The sequence below is a fragment of the Flavobacterium sp. K5-23 genome, from assembly GCF_023278045.1.
GTDB lineage: Bacteria > Bacteroidota > Bacteroidia > Flavobacteriales > Flavobacteriaceae > Flavobacterium.
Genome location: NZ_CP056783.1, coordinates 1,669,556 through 1,688,330, shown reverse-complemented (window position 1 = coordinate 1,688,330; position 18,775 = coordinate 1,669,556). Strand labels below are relative to the sequence as shown.

The following is an 18,775-nucleotide window of genomic DNA, read 5'->3' as shown; positions in this document are numbered from 1 at the left end:
AATCACGAAGCTTAGTATCGCAAACACTCAATTTTAAATCAACATTCCTTATCTTTGTCCTTTGAAAATTAATATATGGAAACTGTTGTAGAAAATACTTTACCTGTTGGAAAGCCAAAATGGCTGAAGGTAAAACTCCCGATAGGACAAAAATACACTGAGCTTCGAGGCTTAGTAGACAAATATAGCTTAAACACGATTTGCACCTCTGGAAGTTGCCCTAATATGGGTGAATGCTGGGGCGAAGGAACAGCTACTTTTATGATTTTAGGAAATACTTGTACTCGTTCATGCGGTTTTTGTGGTGTAAAAACCGGTAGACCTGAAACGGTGGACTGGGACGAACCTGAAAAAGTAGCGCGCTCTATTAAAATCATGAATATCAAACATGCTGTGATTACTAGTGTGGACAGAGATGATTTAAAAGATGGTGGCTCTATTATTTGGATAGAAACGGTAAAAGCCATTCGTAGAATGAATCCCAATACCACTTTAGAAACTTTGATTCCTGATTTTCAGGGTATCGAAAGAAACATAGATCGTATTGTGGAGGCTAATCCTGAAGTGGTGTCTCATAATGTGGAAACTGTACGCAGATTGACTCGTGAAGTACGTATTCAAGCAAAATACGACAGAAGTCTTGAAGTATTGAGATACCTGAAAGAAAAAGGGATTAACAGAACCAAATCAGGAATTATGTTAGGTCTAGGTGAAAAAGAAGACGAAGTTTTTCAAACGATGAGAGACCTTCGTGATGCTAATGTAGATGTTGTTACTATAGGCCAATATTTACAGCCTAGTAAAAAACATTTACCGGTAAAGGAATTCATCACACCAGATCAATTTGCAATATATGAGAAATACGGTCTGGAATTAGGTTTCCGTCATGTAGAAAGCGGACCATTAGTTCGTTCATCTTATAAAGCACAGAAACACATATTATAGTCGAAAGTCGTAAAGTAAGAAAGTCGAAAGACGTGAATATTTTACTTATAAGACTTTAGACTTTAGACTTTAAGATTTATGATAAGAGTTGCCATAAATGGCTTTGGAAGAATAGGTAGAAATTTATTTCGCTTGCTTTTAAACCATCCTAGTATAGAAGTTGTTGCTATTAATGACATTGCTGATAAAAAAACAATGGCTCATTTAATGAAATACGATAGTATTCACGGAGTTTTACCTTTCACTGTTAGTACAGATGAAAAGGGAATTCTGATAGACGGTAAATCGTATTTATTTTTCCATGAAAAAGATATTTCAAACCTTGATTGGAAAAGCATAAACATAGATTATGTAATTGAATCCACAGGTAAACACAAGACTTTTGAAGAATTGAATGCTCATATTTTGGCTGGAGCCAAAAAGGTAATTCTTTCTGCTCCATCCGATGTTGACGAAATAAAAACAGTTGTTTTAGGTGTAAACCAAGATATTCTTGATGGAACCGAAACAATAATCTCTAATGCAAGCTGCACCACAAATAACGCAGCTCCCATGATTAAAGTGATTAAAGAACTTTGTGGTATTGAACAAGCATACATTACAACGATACACTCGTATACCACTGACCAAAGTTTACATGATCAACCGCATAAAGATTTACGCAGAGCACGTGGAGCAAGTCAATCTATTGTACCCACAACAACTGGAGCTGCAAAAGCATTGACAAAAATTTTTCCGGAATTTGAAGGGAAAATTGGTGGTTGTGGAATACGAGTTCCTGTGCCTAATGGCTCATTGACTGATATTACCTTTAACGTGAAACGTACTGTAACAATAGAAGAAATAAATGCAGCTTTCGCAAATGCAGCACAAACAAATCTAAAAGGAATTTTAGACTATACAGAAGATCCAATCGTGTCTGTAGATATAATTGGGAATAAAAATTCCTGTGTATTTGACGCTCAACTTACCTCGGTAATAGATAAAATGGTAAAGGTTGTAGGATGGTATGATAACGAAACGGGGTATTCTTCAAGAATAATCGATTTAATACTGTTGACAAAAAAATAATCAATAAAATGAAAAATATTTTCATTCTTATCGTGTTTTTTAATTCGCTTCTGTATTCTCAATCGAAACAGATAACGGATAGTATTGTGTATTACAACAGTTTATCAAATTATAACATTAAGGTAAACAACTATAGAAATGTCCTTTTTTATACGCAGAAAGCCATCAATTACGCTGAAGCAAAAAAGAATATTGAAGCACAAGCATTCAATACTTTCAAACTGGGGAAAATTTATTTTGATTTAAAAAAAACAAATGATGCCATAGAAACTTTGTCGGAGAGCGTCTTGTTATTTAAAAAAACAAAGATTAATACAACGTATGCTCAGGCCTACTACTATTTAAGTATGGCTTATATTGTAAATGAAAATTTCAACTCAGCTGATATTTGCATAGACAAAGCCCTATCGATTTCTAACTCATTGAATACTGAGGATGTTTATGACCAACTGAATCTTCAAAAAGGGATTATATACAAACTGACAGGAAACAATGAATCAGCATTAGCTATTTTCAATACTATCATTGCCAAACCTGACAGCCCGCTACTATTAAATAGCAAAGCAGAAGCTTTATACCAAATTGGGGTTATTGAAGAGAAAAAAAATCGAAATAATTTAGCTTTAAATTATTTCAACAAAGCTTTAGAACTCAATGCTAAAGGAACTAATCTTGAGCAGAAATCTAACATCCTGTTAGCCTTAGGCTTTGTACATGAAAAAATGCTTGATAAAAGTAATGCATACTCTTATTTGAAACAACATTTAAATCTAAAGGAAAGACTTACTATCTTAAACAATGAAAAACTAGGGATTGATGATTATGAAAATTTTAAAGAAACCCAGCGACTTAAAAAGATCACTGTTTTAAACAAACAAAACGAGGAAAAGAAAAAATCAGAGAAATTTTCTAAACTCATCAATATTCTGGCAATTTCCTTAATTTCAATCTTATCCCTGTTAAGTTTATCGCTTTACAAGAATAACATTATACGAAATAAATCTAATTTATTATTAAAAGAAAAAAACCAAGAACTCCTAATTGCCAAAGAAAAAGCGGAAAAAGCCACACAGGCAAGATCCGACTTTTTATCTACTGTAAGCCATGAGTTGCGAACACCTCTAAATGCAATAAATGGAATAACCCATTTACTACTAGAGGAAAACCCAAGAAAATCGCAAATTAAATATTTATCATCTTTACAATTTTCAGGAAATTACCTATCTACATTTATTAATGATATACTTGAAATAAACAAAATAGATTCTAATAAAACGGAACTTGAAAAGATAAGTTTCAACCTCAAGCAGCTCTTGAAAGACATTAAAAACTCTTTAAAAGAGATTGCCATTCAAAACAATAATAGTTTTAAATTAAATATTGATTCGGACATTCCTGATTATTTAATAGGTGACCCAACTCGATTGTCTCAAATATTAATGAATTTAATTAATAACGCTCTTAAATTCACTAAAAACGGGAGTGTCTTTATTGTTGCAAAACAAACTTCATTAGAAAATAATATTTCTAAAATATCATTTGAAATAATAGATACTGGAATTGGAATAAAAGAAGACAAGCTAAAAACGGTATTTGAAAGTTTTTCACAAGGTTCAGTAGAAATCAATAGAAAATATGGTGGAACTGGACTAGGATTAACAATAGTTGAAAGCTTAGTAAAACTATTGGGTGGCCAAATTGAACTGAAAAGTGAATTTGGGAAAGGTTCTACTTTTTCATTCGAATTAGAGTTTAAAGTCAATGAAAAACAACTACCCGCTGAAATAAAAAAACTCAACTATGACGATTCTATATTTGCAAACAAAAACTTTTTAATAGTAGAGGATAACAGCATAAACCAAATGATTACCAAAAAAATGCTGGAGAACAAGGGAATCCAATGCGAAGTAATTGACAACGGTGAGGATGCTATTGAAATCGTTAGAAACAATAAATTTGATATGGTTTTAATGGATGTTCATTTACCAGGAATGAACGGTACTGAAGCTACAAAAGCAATTCGAGAATTCGACCCCACCACTCCTATTATTGCCATCACAGCAATATCATTAAATGAAAACAGGGAAATGTTATTATCATTCGGGATGAATGATGTTATTACAAAACCATTTGCTCCCGAAGATTTTTATGCTACTATTGCTAAGAATATATAAAAGAGATTAGTATTTTAATATCAGTTCTTTTATCAATCTTCTCACATTTGGTTCTGCTTTTTTAGCTGCTTCCAATACTTCATCATGAGAAATGTCATCAATATTATCTTCGTCCCCGATATCAGTAATAACCGATATTCCAAAAGTTTCCAGATCCATATGACGCGCCACAATAACTTCGGACACAGTGGACATACCCACACAATCAGCACCAAGAATTTTAACCATTTTGTATTCGGCCAAAGTTTCAAAACTAGGTCCTTGCAACCCAAAATAGATACCGTCCTTAACAACAATATTTAATTCCTTGGCTAGTTCTTTAGCTTTTACAATCATTTTCCTCGAATAAGGCTCACTCATATTTACAAATCGGGGACCAAAACGTTCATCATTTGGCCCGTTTAATGGATGTTCAGGTGTAAAATTGATATGGTCTTTAATGATGATGATTTCTCCCATGTTATAGTCAGGGTTTACACCACCAGATGCATTAGAAACGACCAATTTACTTATTCCTAAATACTTCATCACACGAACAGGAAAAGTTACCTCTTTCATCGAATAGCCCTCATAAAAATGGAAACGCCCTTGCATGGCAACAATTTTCTTATTTCCCATAGTCCCAAAAACCAATGCCCCTTTATGACCCAAAACAGTCGATACAGGGAAATTTGGAATCTCATTATAAGGTATAGTAAATTCTATATCCATATCATCAGTAAAACTGCCTAATCCGGATCCTAAAATCACTCCGTATTCAGGAGTGAAATTTGTAATTGCCTTAATATAACTAACTGTTTCTTGTACTTGTTCCCACATAATTTAAAATGTTTTTATCAAAATTATCGCTTCCTGATAGAAATGAACTTCGTATAGGCAGGTAAAAAAGTTTTTCACCGGGGATTTTCCCTTTTAGCCTTACGTAATCTTTCTCAGTAGTAATGATAATCTTGTTTTGTGATTTATTAATAATATCTAAAATGTCTTTTTCGTCAAAATGATGGTGGTCCGGATAAGTCAAACACAACTCATTAGCGCTTTTTAAATAAGCGAAAAACGGTTCCGGTTTTGCTATTCCCGCCAATAGTAATTTATCTGTATCGTGAATTTCTGTTATCTTGATTTTTTTATTTTTAGCATAAACAAACTCATCATATTCAATCCTACTAAAGTACAACTCTTGTGTCGAAGAAAGTTTTAATTTATCTGAAATTTGGTTCTGCTCTTCAACTGAAAGATCAGGAGGGCATTTAGTAACCACTACAATATTAGCGCGTTTTGCACCGCTCCTGCTTTCTCGTAAATTTCCTGTAGGAAGCATAAAATCATCTGAATACAAATCTCCATAAGAAGTCAATAGTATATAGAAACCCGCTTTTACTTTTCTATGTTGATAGGCATCATCAAGTAAAATGACCTCTGGTTTTATTGGCTGGGAGAGCAATTGTTCAATCCCGTTTTTTCTATCGGCATCTACGGCAACCTGAATCGTTTGGAATTTTTGATGAAATTGAAAAGGTTCGTCCCCTATTAAAGCAGCATTGGATGAAGAATCAGCCAAAATAAACCCTTGAGATTGTCTTTTATAGCCCCTGCTTAAAGTAGCCACTTTGTATTTATCTAAAAGCAACCGAATTAAATATTCTATTTGCGGAGATTTTCCAGTTCCTCCTACGCTAAGATTCCCCACGGCAATTATTGGCAAATCAAAAGTATATGAATTTAAAACCCCTTTGTCAAAAAGAAAATTACGGATACTGGTGATGAATCCATATTTGATAGCAAGAGGGAAAAGTATTTTTCTAAGTAAATTCATAATACGAAAGTATAATATTTTATCTTTGAATTGAAATTTTGTTGCTTTTGTTTCAAGTTTGAAGTTATGCGACTTGAAACCTGGACTTTTAAACTCTAAACTAAAAAAATTGAAAATAAAAGAAATCCTTTCCGTACTCGAAGAAATGGCGCCTCTTGCCTATGCTGAAGATTTTGACAATGTAGGTTTATTGGTTGGAGATAAAAACGCGGATGCCACTGGTGTTCTAGTATGTCACGACGCTTTAGAAAACGTTATTGATGAAGCTATTGCTAAAAAATGCAACTTGGTCGTATGCTTTCACCCTATTTTATTTTCGGGATTAAAGAAAATTACCGGGAAAAATTATGTGGAACGCTCCATCATCAAGGCCATTAAAAACGACATTGCCATTTACGCAGTTCATACCGCTTTAGACAATCACCAATATGGCGTGAATAAAATATTTTGTGACGCCCTTGGACTCACAAATACTAAGATTCTTATTCCGAAGCAAAATTTTATTCGAAAATTAATCACCTATACCATTCCAGAAAATGCCGAAAAAGTACGAAATGCTTTATTTGATGCTGGTGCCGGAAATATAGGTAATTATGAAGATTGCAGTTTCAACACTAAAGGCATCGGGACTTATATGGGGAACGAGAATAGTAATCCTCAATTAGGAACACGCTTTGAATTTGTGCAAACAGAAGAGATAAAGATCGAAGTCACATTCGAAAAACACTTGGAAAACAAAATATTGAAAGCCCTTTTCAGCAACCACGTTTATGAAGAAGTAGCTTATGAAATTTATGATTTACAAAACAAACATCAAAACATTGGATTAGGAATGATAGGAGAATTAGATACTCCTATGGATGAAAAAGCCTTTTTACTTCTAGTAAAAGACAAAATGCAGTCTGATGGGATTCGGCATTCTGCTTTTATTGGAAAAAAAATAAAAAAAGTGGCAGTTTTGGGAGGTTCTGGAAGTTATGCCATAAAAAACGCAATTATGGCTGGTGCCGATGCTTTTTTGACCGCAGATTTGAAGTACCATCAGTTTTATGAGGCAGAAAATCAACTTCTTTTGGCAGATATTGGACATTTTGAAAGCGAACGCTATACAAAAAATTATATTGTTGATAATCTTCGGAAAAAAATCCTTAATTTTGCAATCATTTTATCTGAAGAAAATACAAATCCAGTTAAGTACTTATAGAATATGGCGAATACGAAAGAATTAAGTGTTGAGGACAAGTTAAGAGCAATTTACGATTTACAACTTATTGACTCAAGAATTGACGAAATTAGAAACGTAAGAGGTGAACTTCCTCTTGAAGTGGAAGATCTAGAAGATGAAGTTGCTGGTTTAAGCACCCGTTCTGAAAAATTGAAAAGCGAACTTGAGAAAGTAGAAGAGCTTATCAAATCTAAAAAGAATGCTATTGATGAGCACAAAGAGGCTATCAAAAAATACACAAAACAACAAGAAACGGTACGTAACAATAGAGAATTCAACTCTTTAACTAAAGAGGTAGAATTCCAAGAACTTGAAATTCAATTAGCTGAAAAGCAAATTAAAGAAATGAAAGCTTCTATTGAACACAAGAAAGAAGTTATTTCTCAATCTAAAGAAAGATTAGAAGTAAAATCAAACCACTTGAAACATAAAAAATCAGAATTAGATGCTATCTTATCTGAAACTGCTAAAGAAGAAGCTTTCTTAACAGAAAAATCTAATGAGTACCAAGCGTTAATCGAAGAAAGATTAATGGCTGCTTACACTAGAATTAGAACTAGCGTTCGTAATGGACTTGCAGTTGTTTCTATTGAAAGAGGTGCATCTGCTGGATCATTCTTTACCATTCCTCCTCAGACGCAAGTTGAAATTGCTTCTAGAAAGAAAATCATCACTGATGAGCATTCAGGAAGAATTTTAGTAGACAGCGTTTTAGCTGAAGAAGAAAAAGAAAAAATGGAAAAATTATTTTCTAAATTCTAAATATATCTAAGCCACGTCAAAAACGTGGCTTTTTTTTTCATGAAGAAAACCCTCTATTTTATATTTACTAAATCCATAGGATTATATATTAACGCACTGAGTTTTGTATTTCCTGAAAAAGCCACGCAACTTGCTTACGCACTTTTCAGCGAACCTAGAATTGGTAAATTATCAATAGACAAGCTTCCCAAAGTACTTCAGGAATCAGAAAACGAAACTTTCAAGCATAACGATGATCATTTTCAAGCCTACACCTGGAAAGGAAATGAAAACACCATATTATTAGTCCACGGATGGGAAAGCAACGCTTCTAGATGGGAAAACATTATCCCTTACCTTCAAAAATCAGGAAGCACCATTATTGCAATTGACGGACCTGGCCACGGACTATCCAGCGGAAAAGAATTCAATATTCCGCAATATGCCGCATTTATTGACATTGTAGTTCAAAAATTCAAACCTCAACACCTTATAGGACACTCATTAGGCGGTAAAACGTGTCTTTATTACCAATCCGTATATCAAAACACAGCGCTGAAAAAAATGGTGATTCTAGGATCTCCAAGTGACTTCAATATTATCTTGAACAACTATATCGCATTACTAAGTCTGAATACAACTATCCATAAAGGATTAGAATCTCATTATCTAACCCATTTTAAGCTTGATTTAAATCTTTTTTCCGGTCAAATATTTGCATCAAAAATCAAAATAAAAGGGTTTATAGCGCATGATACTGACGACACGGTAGTATTATTTAAAGAAGGAAAAAAAATAGCAAGTAACTGGAACGACTCGGTTTTTATAGAGACCAAAGGACTTGGCCACAGTATGCACGATGACGAGCTGTATAATAAAATCTTTCAATTTTTATTTGAAGCAGAATAAATAGGCTTTATTTACTGTTATGGGTTCCTGTTTTCCGCTGTATCCATTCGGAAAAACGAATGGGATGCCGCTTCACCCAGGGCTAAAAAGCCACAAATTACCTTTTTACCAAGAATTCAAACTTCCTATCCACCATTTTATAACGACCATAGTAAACAGATAATCTAAATTGATTACTTTTGCAGTATGGAAGAAAATTTAAAACGCCTCAATAAATTCATTGGAGAAACAGGATACTGCTCCCGCCGTGAAGCCGATAAAATTATCGAAGAAGGTCGTGTGACCATCAATGGAATTGTGCCTGAATTAGGAACAAAAGTTACTCCATTTGATGAAGTCCGAATTGACGGTAAATTAATCCGTGAAAGAAATGAGAAACCCGTTTATCTTGCTTTCTACAAGCCTGTAGGTATTGAATGCACGACCAACTTAGATGTACGCAACAACATTGTGGATTATATCAATTACCCAAAACGTATTTTCCCTATTGGTCGATTAGACAAAGCCAGTGAAGGATTGATTTTTATGACTAATGATGGAGACATCGTCAATAAAATATTACGCGCCAGAAACAACCACGAAAAAGAATATACCGTTACCGTTAATAAACCCATCACAGACCGATTCATTGAGAGAATGGGGAATGGAGTGCCTATTTTGGACACCGTTACTAGAAACTGTAAAGTAGAGCAAATCTCAAAAAACATCTTCAAAATCATCCTAACACAGGGTTTAAACCGACAAATTCGTAGAATGTGCGAATATCTGGGTTATGAAGTGACGGCTTTAAAAAGAATTCGCATCATCAACATTTCGCTTGACGTTCCCGTAGGGAGATATCGCGACTTGACCGATGCTGAAATAAAAGAATTAAACGAACTTATCGAACCTTCGAGCAAAACAGAAGAAGCAAGTCTACCAAAAGCAGAACCTGCAAAAAGACGAACGGAATTCATAAAAAGAGACGACCCCAGATTCAAGAATAGAGGGGAGTATTAAATAATAAAAAAAACGGTGTGAAATTATTCACACCGTTTTTTTTATTATTTAAAACCATCTTTTCAATTTGAATAAATACACCCCAAAAGCAGACAGCAAAATAGACACAGAAATAATAATCCATAATCCATAAGGATTATTCTGAAAGTCATTTGGCACATTCATACCGTATAAACTGGCAATTAAGGTGGGAATCATCAGTATTATGGAAATTGAAGTCAACCGCTTCATAATGTCATTCATATTATTAGAAATCACAGACGCATAAGCATCCATTGTTCCCGTCAAAATATCACTGTAAATACTTGTGGTTTCCTGGGCTTGTCGTAATTCAATCTCTACATCTTCCAATAAATCGAAATCGAAATAATCTCTTTTATCTTTTATGTTTTTAATTTTATGCAGCAAAATATCATTCCCTTTTAAGGAAGTCATAAAGAATACCAATGATTTCCCTATTTGGAGTAAAGCCTGTAATTCCTTGTTCCTGATAGACATTTCCAAGTTATCCTCTGCCAACCTAATTATTTGATTGACTTGCTTTAAATATTTCAAATACCAAATACTTGAAGACAACAATAGTCTCAAAACCAAATCAAAATTATCTTTAATATCGATACTCTTTTTTTGTGTATAAGTAACAAAGTCAGTCAGCATTTCAGTTTCAGAAAAACTTAAAGTAACACAAACGTCGCCTTTGAAAACAACACCCAAAGGAATGGTATGAAAAGGCAATCTCACATCATCACTTGTGACAGGAATACGCATAATAATTAAACTCCAGCCGTTCTCTAACTCGACACGTGGTCTTTCGTCAATGTCTTCGATGTAATCATAGAATGCCTCAGGAATTTGAAGCTCTTCGAGTAAGTATTTTTTCTCGGCTTCCGTTGGACATTCGATATTTATCCAGCAGTTAGGAAACCATTCTGGCACTACAATTAATCCGTTATTGTTTTTATAAAAAGCTCTCATTTCAAATTTCTATAGGTTTACCATAGCCTCTTGAAATTTTACAAGCGCTACAATTAGTTCAACATTTCCGAATAATAATCGTCCATTATAAAGTACTATTTTTTTAGTGTTGCAAAAGTATTCTTTATTTCATACTCCCTAACTATTTGTATGCTTTTTAAGAAAAATTTAATTTTACAAATAGAAAAACCCAAACGTAATTTAATCTCTAGATTACAAATTTTAAAGAATCATTCGAACCTTCGAAAAAAAAGAAGATAACCCACCAAAAGCAGAGATTACAAAAAAAAACATTAGAAGAGACGACCCTCAACTTTAAGAATAGATGGGATAACTGAATTTAAAGAATAGTTGAATTCTAAATGAGCTTCATAAAAAAAGAGGGAGCCTTTATATTAAAGACACCCTCTTATAAATCTAAACTTTTTAAACGAATTCTTGATATCAAGATCAATCCTTAAAATTGACAAAAAATTAACTCGTGTCTTTTGTATTCAGTCTCCCAACTAGATCTTTACATTCTATTAGTTAAAAACAGCAAATTTATTTAAAATTCCAACCCAATGTCAAACCAAATGCAACAGGTTTAATAGTTGCGTCTTTGTCAGTACTATACAATCCGTTTACATTCCTGTCAGTGCTTGATGTTGGATTATAACTTATATATGACTCGTTTTGTTTCTGGTTCAAAATTGTTCCATAACCGCTGTCAAGAAACATAGCAGTGTACAAAGAACTTTTTTCTCCCATTTGAAAAGTAAAACCCAACTCAAACGTACTCATTAATATTCCTTTAGTGTCGTACTCACCTGATTTTGAAAAATTGGATTGACTACCAAAACCATATTCCGGTAAATTATCAACGGTTAAATTAACATCTGGATAGTATCCAACACCTTTTACCGTTTCTGCCGAAGATTTGATTTTGTAACTTAAAGGTAAGAAGTACTTAACCCCTGCCCTAAAATTAAAATCAACTCCTGTGTTAATATTTTTTTTATACTGTACAAAAAGCGGAATTTGAATAGCTTGCAATGTTTGCTTTTCTTTATAATTACTTGTATTAATAGTATATACAAAAGCGGATCCAGTACGATCAACTTCAAAATTGATTAGTGAAGCTGATGGTTGTGCTAAAAATACCGTTTGCTTATATTGTGCAAACTCAATTCCTGAACCTATGCCTATATGATCCGTCAAGGAATAAATATAACCTGCCTTTAAAGCTCCACCAATATCAGTGCCTGACTTCACTCCCTTTACATCACTTTGAATATTTCCTATTCCTGATTGTATTCCTACATAAAACTGCGCTTTAATTCCTTGAGAGAATAAAATTAGCGCAACGCCCATTATATATTTAATATCAAATTTCATATTTATTTATGTTTATTACATTTGAGTAATCCATCCTCATTTCTATAAAATGAGGATTTCATACTTTTATTGATTTAATTTTTAATTCCTAACTAAAAGGTTCTTTGTAAAGTTTTTACCATTTGACAGGGTCAACCTTACAATATAAATCCCCTCAGTAGTCGGCGCAATCATATCAGTTATTTTATTACTAACGATTTTATCATCCATTAGTGTTCCAAGTGTATTAAACACTGTAACACGAGCGTTTTGCAACTTAACTGAATCTATGTTAGTAATGATTTGATAACTTGAATTACTTTTAACCGGATTAGGCGCTACTTTTAAAAACTCTACTTCTATTGTTGAAGAAGAAAACGTTAAATCACAAGTCGTAACAACCATACCATCTACTTTTGTAGCTTTAGCAAAATAGGTTCCATTTAAAACTCCACTATCTTTAAAATATTGAGCAGTTTGACCCGGGACTAAAACTCCGTTTTTATACCAGCTATATGCAACAAATTCCTTAGAACTATTATCAAAGAAAATAACATTGTCAAAATGTTTCTTTAATAAATTTGGTTGGTAATTCACTAAAGGAAATACTATAGATAGAGCAGCATTATGATTACCGTCCCCTGATTGAGTAGCGGTAACAGTTGCCGAACCATAGTTTTTCAAACTTAGTACATTGCCTGAAATTGTTGCGATATTACTATCCGAAGAAACATAATTCACAGCTAAACCACTATTAGAAGTAGCGGTTAAAACAGTTGTAGTCTTACCATCACAACCCAATGCTAAAGTTTGACTCCATACAATAACTTGGTTTGCTTTAATAATGCTGAAATTATTTCCTACAAAAGTCAACATATAATTTGCTCCAGCAGAAACTGTTCCCACTGAGATTGCATAATTCCCTACGTTTTCACCAGCACTTCTAGACAATGAACCTGAGAATGAATCTCCAGATACTAAAGTTCCAGAAGTAAGTTGATATGTTAATGCAGGATTTACTCCACCGTAAACTTTCGATTTTGCATCAGCAGTAATCGTAATTGCTCTTGCAGTGATCGATAAATTAGATGGTACAAATGTCATCGTATAATTTGCTCCGGCAGAAACTGTTCCCACTGAGATTGCATAATTAGCTACGTTTTCACCAGCACTTCTAGTCAATGAACCTGAGAATGAATCTCCTGATACTAAAGCTCCAGCAGTAAGTTGATATGTTAATGAAGGATCTACTCCACCGTAAACTTTCGATTTTGCATCAGCAGTAATCGTAATTGCTCTTGCAGTGATCGATAAATTAGATGGTACAAATGTCATCGTATAATTTGCTCCAGCTGAAACTGTTCCCACTGAGATTGCATAATTCGCTACGTTTTCACCAGCACTTCTAGTCAATGATCCTGAGAATGAATCTCCTGATACTAAACTTCCAGTAGTAAGCTGATATGTTAATGCAGGATCTACTCCACCGTAAACTTTCGATTTTGCATCAGCAGTAATCGTAATTGCTCTTGCAGTAATCGATAAATTAGATGGTACAAATGTCATCGTGTAATTTGCTCCAGCAGAAACTGTTCCCACTGAGATTGCATAATTACCTACGTTTTCACCAGCACTTCTAGACAATGAACCTGAGAATGAATCTCCTGATACTAGAGCTCCAGCAGTAAGCTGATATGTTAATGCAGGATCTACTCCACCGTAAACTTTCGATTTTGCATCAGCAGTAATGGTAATTGCTCTTGCTGTGATCGATAAATTAGATGGTACAAATGTCATCGTATAATTTGCTCCAGCTGAAACTGTTCCCACTGATATTGCATAATTAGCTACGTTTTCACCTGCACTTCTAGTTAATGATCCTGAAAATGAATCTCCTGATACTAAACTTCCTGTAGTAAGTTGATATGTTAATGCAGGATCTACTCCACCGTAAACTTTCGATTTTGCATCAGCAGTAATAGTAATTGCTCTTGCAGTGATCGATAAAATTGAAGGTACAAATGTCATAGTATAATTTGCTCCAGCAGAAACTGTTCCCGCTGAGATTGCATAATTCGCTACGTTTTCACCAGCACTTCTAGTCAATGAACCTGAGAATGAATCTCCTGATACTAAAGCTCCTGTTGTAAGTTGATATGTTAATGCAGGATCTACACTTCCGTAAATTTTAGATTTTGCATCAGCAGTAATCGTAATTGCTCTTGCAGTAATCGATAAATTGGATGGCACAAATGTCATCGTATAATTTGCTCCAGCTGAAACTGTTCCCGCCGAGATTGCATAATTCGCTACGTTTTCACCAGCACTTCTAGTCAACGATCCTGAGAATGAATCGCCTGATACTAAAGTTCCAGCAGTAAGCTGATACGCTAATGCAGGATCTACACCTCCGTAAATTTTCGATTTCGCATCAGCAGTAATAGTAATTGCTCTTTTTGAGATTGTTAGTGTAATATCTTTTGTCTCTGAGGCATAACTCCCTTCAGCAGCTTGGGTTGCACGTATTGTTAAACTACCTACACTTCCCACATTCACCGTTTTATTATCGGTTCCGCTTAAAGATGTTCCTGTAGTATTAGCGCCTATAATACTATAGGAAATTAATCCTGTAGAATTTGAAGTTGCCGCTAAATCAAAATTAACATCTCCGTATGTTTTATTAATATCGGTAACAGTAATCGTAGGAACTATATAAGGACAATTAGTTCCCGTAACAATAGGTGAACCTGCTACCCAGTTTGATGTCGCTCCAGTTAAACCGAAGTTAGTTAATGTCCCATTGCTTGCCGTAACACTGCTATCTGCTAATGATGTCACTCCTGAATTATCTGTTGCATCAACTCCTTGATTGAATTGATAGTAGGCCAACAATCCTGTTTGCGTTGCTGGGGTAGGCAATTCGCAATTCATATTATTAACAATTTCAGCTTGTGATAACGCTCTATTCCAAATACGAACTTCGTCTATACTTCCATTAAAAGCATAAGAAGAGCTCCCTACCGCATCTTGAGGAGTTCCTAAATATAAATTTCCTGAATTAGATACTGGGTTACTAACATCCGAATAAGTCCCGTCTAAAACCCCGTTTAAAAAAATTGAAACCGTTTTTGTACTTAAATTGTAAGTTGCTGATAAATGAACATATTCATTGCTGGGCACAACATTCGTACTTGAAAAAACTCTATTTCCAAATCTTAATCCAAATTTATTATCTGGTAACACCCAAAATGAATACCCAGTATTTGCACTCCAATTATCTTTACCAACAATGCAACCGTCATCACCTATAGAGTTTCTATAAATCATTGATTCAACAGTAACAGATCCTGTTAAATTTAAAGTTGGACTATTTCCACAATTTACATAATCATCAACCCCATCAAAATTTAAATGCGTTGCGTTTGGTAAAATATTAACATCTATCCGAGCTCTTGGACCTTCGCAAGTAGCTGTAGATTGTGACACCCAATAAAAAGTTGTCCCACTGGTTGCTGTATTTAATGTTGGTGCAGTTCCCGTTCCTGTCCCTCCGGTTGCTTCTGTGTACCATAACAGACCGGTTCCTGTTGCAGTTAACGCAGTTGCAGTGGCTCCAACATTATAAGTTATAGGCGTAGTAACTGCTGGAACAGCAGGAGTTAGATTTACTATAACATTTGTACCCGTAGATGTGACTGATGTACATCTTTCGCCAGTAACTGCAACAGTATATGTTCCTCCAGTTGACACTGAAATAGATTGAGTTGTTGCTCCTGTTGACCAAACATTTCCACTTGCAGAAGAAGATGTTAAAATAACATTCCCACCAGTACAGAAAGTAGTTGGTCCACCTGCTGTAATAGTTGGAGTAGTTGGCAAAAGATAAACCATAACGTCTATTTGACTTCTTTCACTCTCACAACCGCCTGTACCTGTTTGAGATACCCAATAAGATGTTATTCCTGAAGAACTAGCATTAGGTGTTGGAGCTGTTGCATTTGGCATACCACCTGATGAAACTGTATACCATTTTAAAGTAGTACCAGTACCAGACAATTCGGCAGTTAATGGTGTTACTGAAGTATTCATGCAATGAAAAACATTAGCTACATTTGGGCCTTTCACAGGCATTAAAGTAGTTGGAGAAGCGACAGTCAATTGGGAACTAAAAGTTACAGTTGAAATAGAAGCGCCAAGACCTCCATAATATGATGCAACTTGAACAGAATTTATTGGAATATAACTAGATAAATCAAAAGTGTTCCCATAAACATTTCCAGTAGATATTGTAGTGCCATTTACAATTATATTATATTTTATAGTAGCATTCCCCCCCGCTGAATTATAAATAACATCATTTGAAATTACTCTCAAAGAAATAGCTGTTTGACAAGATGAAATATCATTATAAGTATGTGTAATATTAGATGCTATTCGAGCAGTATTTGTAGCCGAATAAACGTGACTGAATGCAACTGCATCTACAAGTACCGCAGTAGTCGATCCCACACTATTTAATGTAAGATTAGCATTGTTGCTTGCATTATCTCTTAAAGTACCACCGTTAGCAGCTAAAGTTCCTATAGCAATACCATCAGTGTCCAAATCCCCAGCTTGAACGGTATATCTAAATGATAAAGAAGATGTTCCTGATCCGCTTACATAAACCGCTTGGCGAGTTGTAGATCCAATTGTAAGGCTTATTTGAGGAGTACCTCCAGCAGTGTTAACCGTTACATTTTCACTAAAATTAATAGTGAAATCTAGATTTTGACCTGCAATATAAGTTGCATTGGCAGGAACCGTTACCGAAGTAACTGTAGGAGCAACAGCATCTACATTTACGTTAGTAGTCGCACCCACACTATTTAATGTAAGAGTTGCATTGTTCGTTACATTATCTCTAATAGTACCACCGTTAGCAGCTAAAGTTCCTATAGAAATACCATCAGTGTCCAAATCTCCAGCTTGAACGGTATATCTAAATGATAAAGAAGATGTTCCTGAACCACTTAGATATACTGCTTGGCGAGTAGTTGCTCCAATGGTAAGACCCATTTGAGGAGTACCTCCCCCTGTATTCACCGTTACGTTTTCACTAAAATTAATAGTGAAATCTAGATTTTGACCTGCAATATAAGTCGCATTGGCCGGAACTGTTACACTTGTAATGGTTGGAGCAGTTGCATCTACATTTACATTAGCAGTTGAGCCAACACTATTTAAAGTAAGATTAGCATCCTTTCCTCCAGAGTCTCTCAACGTTCCTCCATTAGCAGCTAAGGTACCAACAGTAATTCCATCAGTATCCAATTCACCTGCTTGAACAGTGTAGCGGAATAACAATGCTGCTGTTCCCGATCCACTTAAATATACTGCTTGGCGAGTAGTCGCCCCTATAGTTAAACTCATTTGAGGCGTCCCTCCTCCAGTATTGACAGTGACAATCTCATTAAAATTGATAGTGAAATTAAAATTTTGACCGGCAATGTATGTTGCATTAGCAGGGACGTTAACGCTAGAAACAATTGGTGCAACTGCACTTGAAATTACAGTAGTCGTATTGTTATTTGTACTGGTTATTCCATCATTTATATTAATCGTAAATGTAGTGGTTTCAGATGTAGCAGTACGATTATCAGTAGGATTGAAGGTTAATGCACGAATTGCGACCTGCATATTTGCAGCTGTCTTGCTTGCAATTGTGTAGGGTCCTGTTCCTGATAGATCGGTTCCAGAAAGCACCCCTTTAGCATTAGTATCTAAGGTAATGATAGCTGTTACGTTATCCCCATTTGCATCAGTAATGGTAACTCCTGAAAATGGTTTTATAGTGGCATTATCGTTTACGGTTTGACCTGCCAAGGTTCCTCCAATGACTGGAGCGGTATTAGCAGCTGCTAGAACAAAAACAAAATTATCATAAGCATATTGTTCTCCAAATCCACCTGTACTATGAAATCGCACTTCATCAACATCATCAAACGTTGCGTTTGGTAAGACTGTAAATTGTGTAGAAACAGTATTGTTGATCGATTGCGTTCCAACCGAGACCCCATTTTTAAATCCTTCGATTACCAATGGTGTATAGAAGCTGCTAAACTCCGTAACCACCACACTCTGAAAATCAAATTCTCCTCCATCAGTCTTTTTAACAACAAATCTTGTCGCTGCATCATATGCTGTTCCTATGTTAAAGAAACCCCCTTCAGTTCCAACACCCAAACTGCTTGCTTTATTGTATTGAATTTGACTGCTAGAGGCAACCCCATCATTGTTATGATCTCCAAAAAATTGAAATCCATTTTTTTCAAATATTAAATTGTTCGACCCTCCATCAAAAGCATTTGCCCCGATGTTCGTTCCATCGGAAGTTCCAGACATATTTACGGTTACGGTTTGTCCATAGGACACCGTGTAAAATAGAGACTGAAATAAGATTAAAAGGAAGGCAAATCGAAATTTACAAATTATTGTTTCCATAAAAGATTTTTTGTTTTAATAGATTATAAATAGCACTAAGACATTAAAAGTAGGGCTTAGAGCATTCATATATAATATAAA

General features: G+C 34.8%; 12 protein-coding genes. 7 read left to right on the top strand and 5 right to left on the bottom strand.

What is annotated here, in order from left to right:
* Window positions 1-75: 75 nt before the first annotated feature.
* The 3 genes from lipA to FLAK523_RS07440 all read left to right on the top strand — a co-directional run bounded on the left by lipA (window position 76) and on the right by FLAK523_RS07440 (window position 4,190).
* Window positions 76-945, top strand: coding sequence for a lipoyl synthase (gene lipA, locus FLAK523_RS07450; protein ID WP_248907956.1), 870 nt, complete (start codon window positions 76-78; stop codon window positions 943-945).
* Between the two features lie 78 nt (window positions 946-1,023).
* Entirely contained in the window at window positions 1,024-2,016 is a 993-nt protein-coding gene (gene gap, locus FLAK523_RS07445) for a type I glyceraldehyde-3-phosphate dehydrogenase (RefSeq protein ID WP_248907954.1), read from the top strand.
* Between the two features lie 8 nt (window positions 2,017-2,024).
* Window positions 2,025-4,190, top strand: coding sequence for a response regulator (locus FLAK523_RS07440; RefSeq protein ID WP_248907952.1), 2,166 nt, complete (start codon window positions 2,025-2,027; stop codon window positions 4,188-4,190).
* A 6-nt stretch (window positions 4,191-4,196) separates the two neighbouring features.
* Here the strand turns inward: FLAK523_RS07440 and FLAK523_RS07435 are convergent, their stop codons facing one another.
* Together FLAK523_RS07435 and lpxK are read right to left on the bottom strand one after the other, a co-directional pair.
* Window positions 4,197-5,009, bottom strand: coding sequence for a purine-nucleoside phosphorylase (locus tag FLAK523_RS07435; protein ID WP_248907950.1), 813 nt, complete (start codon window positions 5,007-5,009; stop codon window positions 4,197-4,199).
* On the bottom strand, window positions 4,981-6,006 hold the full coding sequence (lpxK, locus tag FLAK523_RS07430; protein ID WP_248907948.1) for a tetraacyldisaccharide 4'-kinase: 1,026 nt from the start codon (window positions 6,004-6,006) through the stop codon (window positions 4,981-4,983). Before lpxK ends, FLAK523_RS07435 begins: the two co-directional genes overlap by 29 nt.
* Before the next feature lie 109 nt (window positions 6,007-6,115).
* Between lpxK and FLAK523_RS07425 the strand changes: the two genes are divergently transcribed.
* From FLAK523_RS07425 to rluF, 4 genes are all read left to right on the top strand, one after another.
* Window positions 6,116-7,210: a Nif3-like dinuclear metal center hexameric protein gene (locus FLAK523_RS07425; RefSeq protein ID WP_248907947.1), complete on the top strand. Its 1,095-nt coding sequence runs from the start codon at window positions 6,116-6,118 to the stop codon at window positions 7,208-7,210.
* A 3-nt stretch (window positions 7,211-7,213) separates the two neighbouring features.
* Window positions 7,214-7,993: a zinc ribbon domain-containing protein gene (locus FLAK523_RS07420; RefSeq protein WP_248907945.1), complete on the top strand. Its 780-nt coding sequence runs from the start codon at window positions 7,214-7,216 to the stop codon at window positions 7,991-7,993.
* A 39-nt stretch (window positions 7,994-8,032) separates the two neighbouring features.
* Window positions 8,033-8,881: an alpha/beta fold hydrolase gene (locus FLAK523_RS07415; RefSeq protein ID WP_248907944.1), complete on the top strand. Its 849-nt coding sequence runs from the start codon at window positions 8,033-8,035 to the stop codon at window positions 8,879-8,881.
* 186 nt (window positions 8,882-9,067) lie between these two features.
* The gene (gene rluF / locus FLAK523_RS07410) at window positions 9,068-9,880 is read left to right on the top strand and encodes a 23S rRNA pseudouridine(2604) synthase RluF (RefSeq protein WP_248907943.1); all 813 of its coding nucleotides are present in this window, start codon (window positions 9,068-9,070) and stop codon (window positions 9,878-9,880) included.
* Window positions 9,881-9,928: 48 nt separating this feature from the next.
* Here the strand turns inward: rluF and FLAK523_RS07405 are convergent, their stop codons facing one another.
* From FLAK523_RS07405 to FLAK523_RS07395, 3 genes are all read right to left on the bottom strand, one after another.
* Window positions 9,929-10,855: a magnesium transporter CorA family protein gene (locus FLAK523_RS07405; RefSeq protein WP_248907942.1), complete on the bottom strand. Its 927-nt coding sequence runs from the start codon at window positions 10,853-10,855 to the stop codon at window positions 9,929-9,931.
* Between the two features lie 543 nt (window positions 10,856-11,398).
* Complete coding sequence (locus tag FLAK523_RS07400) at window positions 11,399-12,232, bottom strand: hypothetical protein (protein WP_248907941.1); 834 nt, start codon at window positions 12,230-12,232, stop codon at window positions 11,399-11,401.
* Between the two features lie 81 nt (window positions 12,233-12,313).
* A complete protein-coding gene (locus FLAK523_RS07395; RefSeq protein ID WP_248907940.1) occupies window positions 12,314-18,694 on the bottom strand; it encodes an MBG domain-containing protein in 6,381 nt (2,126 codons plus the stop codon).
* Between the last annotated feature and the right edge of the window lie 81 nt (window positions 18,695-18,775).